Raw genomic sequence first — 6,195 nt, forward strand, 5'->3', positions numbered from 1 at the left:
TCTTTTTTGCACTTTTAATATTTAATAAATAATTAAAACTGCGGGTTCAGATTAATTGGAATAGCGGCAAGCCGGGTTTTCAGGGACAACGGTAAGAGGAGAGAGGATAGCAGTTAATGAACACAGAACATTTATCAAAGCGTTTATCTATCATAGCGAAAGAAATTCCATACCAATCACGCATAGCAGATATTGGAACGGACCATGGTTATCTGCCTGTTCATTTAGTTAAACATGGGAAAGTAGAATGGGCTTTAGCTTCAGATATAAATGAAGCACCGCTTAACACTGCTATGGAAAAAATTAAAAGAGAAGGTTTGGAAAGAAATATATCTACTCGAATAGGTCCGGGGTTATCTGTGATATATGAAGAGGATAATATTCAGACGGCAGTTATAGCAGGAATGGGCGGATCACTTATTTCTAGAATTCTGCAAGAAGGTAAGGATAGATTAAAAACAATAAAACGTTTAATTTTGCAGCCTAACGTAGGAGCTGTAGAAATACGTAAATGGCTGATAACCAATGAGTGGAAATTAATCGATGAACACATTCTAGAAGAAGATGAACGTATATATGAAATTCTTGTAGCAGAACCAGGTAATCCATATTTACCTTATCAGGATTTAAACGTTGACATTGAAGCGGGAAAATTGTTTGGTCCTTATTTAATAAAAAAGCAGACTCCTGCTTTTATTAAAAAGTGGAACAGGGAAAAAGAGAGCTGGGAGTGCATTTTACAACAAATAGAAAAAGCTTCAGAACAGAAGTCCATTCTTACTAAAAAGAAAGAATTAAGAAAAAAATTATATCTATTAGAGGAGGTTTTAAAAAATGAAACCAGCTAATGGACAAACTATTATTCAGCTTTTTGAAGAGTGGTCACCAAAATCTTTAGCAGTGGAAGGCGATAAAGTCGGTTTAATGATTGGAACCTTAAATAAGCCGGTGCACAAAGTAATGATTGCTTTGGATGTTTTAGAAGAAGTTGTGGATGAAGCAGTTGAAAAACAAGTAGACATGATTATCGCGCACCATCCATTAATTTTTAAACCGTTAAAAACAATCGATACATCAAAAGGTCAAGGTCCTATCATTGAAAAATGCATCAAGCATAACATAACTGTTTACGCAGCTCACACAAATTTAGATATAGCAAAGGGCGGCGTAAATGATATGATGGCTGAAGCACTAAAACTTCAAGATACAAAAGTACTCGTTCCGACTCAAGAAGTTGCTTTGAAAAAGCTTGTAGCTTTTACTCCGGAAAGCCATGTGGAAGATGTCAGACAGGCCTTAGGTGATGCAGGAGCAGGCTTTATAGGAGGATACAGCCATTGTACATTTTCGGCAGAAGGAACAGGTACTTTTATTCCTGGTGAAGATACGAATCCATACTTAGGAAAAAGAGGGGAAATGGAATTTGCCTCAGAGAAAAGAATCGAAACGGTTGTTCCTGAGAATATTTTAAAAAATGTAATTCAGGCTTTAGAAAAAGCTCATCCGTATGAGGAACCGGCCTACGATATTTATCCACTTGATTTAGAAGGGGAGGTTCTTGGTCTAGGACGGGTAGGTAAGCTAGAAAAACCTGTTTCTTTTGAAACTTTTGCAGAACAAGTGAAAACAGCTTTTAATGTAAACTCTGTCCGAGCAGTTGGATCTCTTTCTGATACTATAGAAAAGGTAGCTCTTCTAGGGGGGGACGGAAACAAGTATTGGTCTTATGCTAAACGTCAAGGTGCAGACGTTTACCTTACTGGTGATCTTTACTACCATGTAGCTCATGATGCTCAAATGGAAGGTTTAAACTTGATAGATCCAGGCCACAATGTCGAGAAAATCATGAAACAGGGCGTAAAGGAAAAAATGGAAAAATTATTAGATTCTAAAAAATATAACACGACTTTTATTGCTTCTAACGTATCGACGGATCCATTTACTTTTTTATAGACACTTAAAAAGGATAAGGCAACTAGCTGCCTTACCACAAAAAAGAGCCTTTCCTTGCATTGGAAAGGCTCCACTTTAATTAATAAACACCTATTTTTTTGTTTTCACTTTAGGAAGAATTTTCCCGCTTTCAACCTTTTTCTCTATTTTCCATGTTGAAGGGTCGTTTTCGTCGTATTGCTGTAAAAACTGAATAACTTCTTTTGTTATTGGAGTCGGTGTTGATGCACCAGCAGTAACTGCAATTTTATCAATTCCCTGCAGCCACTCCAAATTTAATTCACTGATATCTGCAATGCGATAAGCCGGGGTTCCCGCAATGTTTTCCGATACTTGTGCAAGCCGGTTAGAGTTGTTACTTTTTGGATCTCCAACAACAAGCATTAAGTCAGCATCTTTGGCTTGTTCTGCTACAGCTTCCTGTCTAACCTGAGTCGCCATGCAAATTTCATTATGAATTTCAGCATTAGGATACCGCTTTAAAGCTTCACTCATAATGTCGGAAACATCCCACTGACTCATCGTTGTTTGATTAGTTATAATAATCTTTTCCGTATCAATATTAAGCTCTTTCACGTCATCAATAGATTCAACAAGATGGACGATATCTGGAGCAACTCCTATAGCACCTTCAGGCTCCGGATGTCCTTTTTTGCCAATATAGATAACGTGATAACCGTCTTCTTTTTTTTCGCGGATCAGATCATGCGTGCGAGTAACGTCAGGACAGGTAGCATCGACAGTAGTTAATCCTTTTTCTTTTGCAAGCTTTTTAACTTCAGGAGAAACTCCGTGTGCTGTAAATATAACAGTACCTTTCTCCACTTCCTTTAATATTTCCAAGCGATTAGGCCCGTCCAAAGAAATAATACCTTCATCTTCAAATGCATCTGTCACATGTTTATTATGAACAATCATTCCCAAAATATAAATAGGGCGGGGCAAATCTAGATTGCTTGCTGCCTGTTTTGCCAGTACCATTGCATCTACTACTCCGTAACAATAGCCCCTTGGGGAAATCTTAATAACTTCCATAACAGCCTCCTCTGAAACTGATTCCATTTATCAATTGCGGCATTTCTATAAGGGTTTGGTTTGAAATGCTAGGATCATTATACTATTTGTAATAGTAATTGTAAAAGAAGGCACTGTCAGAATTATATTTTATTCCCTAACCTAAATATACAGTTTCGGTGGAGGAGTTTCAGAAAAATATGCATTATCTGTATCGTTAGCATCATCTATTTGCAGATTATTTGAATCTGCAGAGTCGTTAAAGGAATCGGTTGACTGCTCTTCTGATGTGGTGCTGTTAGAAGCATCAGAAGACGGGGGGGAAGACGAAAGCATACTCCAAAGAGCAGGCAGCTGTTTAACTAACGGATAATACTGACGAATCATAGGAGTAACTGTTTGAGCGACACCAATCATCTTCTGGATAGACGGCAATAAGGTTGTAAGACCTCCAGACTGAGCTGCAGTGGACGGAAAAATAGATGGAGCAGCCATGCCAGGATTGATACCAGCAGGTAGGAACCTGCTCATCGCTTGTGCTGGAATAGACTGTGGCGGCACTGAAGGCATTCCCATATAAGGAGGGTGGGGTGGAAACAATTTACTCATCCTTTCCTTTAAAACATTAATTTCGTATTGAAAAATAAATTTGGTGGTTCAATTGATTATGATTGTGTTTTTGCGTAGTTTTTTCATAACACTGCGTTAAGCAAAGTAACCTGATAGCTGTGTTTTGAGCAGGTTTATGATAAAATATGATAGCATCTGACTAGATGTGCAGATTAAACAATAAGCTGTTTTTTTAAGACATCATTTTTGAGATGGAAGGCGGTGTAAAAATGAGTGCATTTCAGCGATTTGACTTGCCTCCATTTTTAATAAAATCACTCCAAGAACAAAACATTGAAAAACCAATGGAAATACAAGAACGGCTGCTGCCAGCAATCATTAACGGCCGTGATGTCATTGGACAATCACAGACAGGTTCAGGCAAAACACTTGCCTTTTTGCTTCCCATAGTAACTAGAATAAGACCAGAACATGAACATATCCAGGCAGTAATTACAGCTCCTACTAGAGAACTTGCTGGTCAGATTTACAATGAGCTGCAAAAATTACTGAAATATGCTCCCGATGCAAACATTACCGCAAAGCGGCTGACAGGCGGTACGGATCGTCAGCGTACGATGGAAAAACTCCAATACCAGCCTCATATTGTGGTGGCTACGCCTGGCCGATTAAAAGATATGACCACCAGCCAGGTGATTGATGTCCATCGAACAGAGATGTTTGTTGTGGATGAAGCAGATCAAATGCTCGACATGGGTTTTATTGAAGAAATTGATCCGGTAGCATCTCTTATGCCGGAGAATCTGCAAATGATGGTTTTTTCTGCAACAATACCAGAACAATTGCAGCCGTTTTTGAGAAAATATATGAAAAACCCTCGTCATGTTCAAGTGAAACCCGAGGAAACAGCTCCGTCAAAAATCAAACACCAGTTCATCCCTCTGAAACATAGAGAGCGTACTGAATTGACAGTTCGTTTAGCTAAAAACCTGCGTCCTTATTTTGCTATTGTTTTTTCGACAACGAAAGAGGATGCTGATCTTGTTTTAGAAGCCATGTTGGAATCAGGATTAAATGCTGATATTCTCCATGGCGGATTGCCGCCACGCCAAAGAAAGCAAGTCATGCGTAAAGTAAATAATCTCGACATTCAATATCTAGTAGCTACAGATTTAGCAGCCAGAGGTATGGACATTAAAGGCGTAACGCATGTCATCAATCATTCATTGCCAAAAGAGCTGGAATATTATGTGCACAGAGTTGGACGTACTGCTCGAGCGGGTGAAACAGGAGAAGCCTATACATTCATTGAAAAAGAAGAATATCCAGCTGTAAAAAAACTTGAAGACAAAGGTATAAAGGGGCAATTTGTTGATTTCAAAAAAAATGATTTGGTCCCTGTTGATAATCCATTATTAAAAAAAGAAAACTTTAATAAGGAAAGCAATAAAGGTCCGGCAATTTTCAATCCAAAGCCTAAAAAAATAAAACCTGGGTATAAAAAGAAAGCTCGCTGGAAAGCAGAGCAGCAGCAGAAACGGCAGAATAAGTTAAATAAAAGAAAAAAATAATGGGGGAGATGTATTATGTTATTAGGTTCACACGTATCTATGAATGGAAAGAAAATGCTGCTGGGATCGAGTGAGGAAGCTGCTTTTTACGAAGCAACTGCGATGATGATTTATACTGGTGCTCCGCAAAACACACGCAGAAAACCAATCGATGAGCTGAATATTGAAGCTGGCAAAAAGCATATGAAAGAAAACGGGATTCAAGAAGTTGTTGTCCACGCACCATACATTATCAATATTGGTAATACTACGAAACCAGAAACATATCAATTAGGAATTGATTTCCTGCGTTCTGAAATTGACCGGACAGAAGCCATTGGTGCCACTCAAATAGTGCTGCATCCAGGCGCTCATGTTGGAGCGGGAAAAGAGGCTGGACTAAAGAAGATTATAGAGGGACTAAATGAAGTCATTGATCCAGAGAAAAATGTACAAATAGCTCTAGAAACAATGGCTGGAAAAGGCTCGGAGTGCGGAAGGACGTTTGAAGAAATTGCAGAGATAATAGATGGAGTTACTCATAATGATAAGCTTTCTGTATGTTTTGATACGTGTCACACCCATGATGCCGGATATGATATTGCAAGAGATTTTGACGGAGTTTTAAATACCTTTGATAAAATAATAGGAATAGATCGATTAAAGGTTTTGCATATCAATGACAGTAAAAATGAAAAAGGAGCTGCAAAGGACCGCCATGAAAATATAGGGTTTGGTTATATAGGTTTTGATGCTCTCAATTACGTTGTTCATCATCCTTCTTTTGAAAATATACCTAAAATACTAGAAACGCCTTATGTGGGAACGGATAAAAAGAATAAAAAACCTCCGTATAGACATGAAATCAGCATGTTCAAGGAAAGTACGTTTAATGAAAATCTTAAAGAAGAGCTTATTTCATAATTCCTTATTCCTAAAACCAGCAGTTTTTCATAGAAAAGCTGCTGGTTTTAGTGTGTTCCCGGCATGTGCATAAACTATAGGGTTCAAGTCCCGAGCGGCGAAGGTCGTTGTAGCCGTTAGCCAAAGGTAAGGGTGTCCAGGGTGACCTGGAATCTGAAGGAAACTGGAGGCAAACTTCCGCCCC

The 6,195-nt window shown here is 38.6% G+C and carries 6 protein-coding genes; 4 read left to right on the top strand and 2 right to left on the bottom strand.

Annotation, left to right across the window (positions count from 1 at the left end):
* The first annotated feature begins 116 nt into the window (after window positions 1-116).
* Together ACE1TI_RS13970 and ACE1TI_RS13975 are read left to right on the top strand one after the other, a co-directional pair.
* On the top strand, window positions 117-848 hold the full coding sequence (locus tag ACE1TI_RS13970; RefSeq protein WP_375008190.1) for a tRNA (adenine(22)-N(1))-methyltransferase: 732 nt from the start codon (window positions 117-119) through the stop codon (window positions 846-848).
* Window positions 835-1,953, top strand: a complete 1,119-nt coding sequence (locus ACE1TI_RS13975; RefSeq protein WP_375008191.1) for a Nif3-like dinuclear metal center hexameric protein — start codon at window positions 835-837, stop codon at window positions 1,951-1,953. The genes ACE1TI_RS13970 and ACE1TI_RS13975 overlap by 14 nt, the downstream gene beginning before the upstream one ends.
* A gap of 90 nt (window positions 1,954-2,043) precedes the next feature.
* Here the strand turns inward: ACE1TI_RS13975 and ACE1TI_RS13980 are convergent, their stop codons facing one another.
* Both ACE1TI_RS13980 and vrrA read right to left on the bottom strand, forming a co-directional pair.
* Window positions 2,044-2,988, bottom strand: a complete 945-nt coding sequence (locus ACE1TI_RS13980; protein ID WP_375008192.1) for a 4-hydroxy-3-methylbut-2-enyl diphosphate reductase — start codon at window positions 2,986-2,988, stop codon at window positions 2,044-2,046.
* Window positions 2,989-3,129: 141 nt separating this feature from the next.
* Window positions 3,130-3,576: a VrrA/YqfQ family protein gene (gene vrrA, locus ACE1TI_RS13985; protein ID WP_375008193.1), complete on the bottom strand. Its 447-nt coding sequence runs from the start codon at window positions 3,574-3,576 to the stop codon at window positions 3,130-3,132.
* A gap of 230 nt (window positions 3,577-3,806) precedes the next feature.
* Between vrrA and ACE1TI_RS13990 the strand changes: the two genes are divergently transcribed.
* Both ACE1TI_RS13990 and ACE1TI_RS13995 read left to right on the top strand, forming a co-directional pair.
* Window positions 3,807-5,108 (top strand): DEAD/DEAH box helicase, encoded by a 1,302-nt coding sequence (locus ACE1TI_RS13990; protein ID WP_375008194.1) that lies wholly within the window; start codon window positions 3,807-3,809, stop codon window positions 5,106-5,108.
* Window positions 5,109-5,120: 12 nt separating this feature from the next.
* Window positions 5,121-6,011: a deoxyribonuclease IV gene (locus ACE1TI_RS13995; protein ID WP_375008203.1), complete on the top strand. Its 891-nt coding sequence runs from the start codon at window positions 5,121-5,123 to the stop codon at window positions 6,009-6,011.
* The last annotated feature ends 184 nt before the right edge of the window (window positions 6,012-6,195 follow it).

This window comes from Alteribacillus sp. JSM 102045, from assembly GCF_041949975.1.
GTDB lineage: Bacteria > Bacillota > Bacilli > Bacillales > Marinococcaceae > Alteribacillus.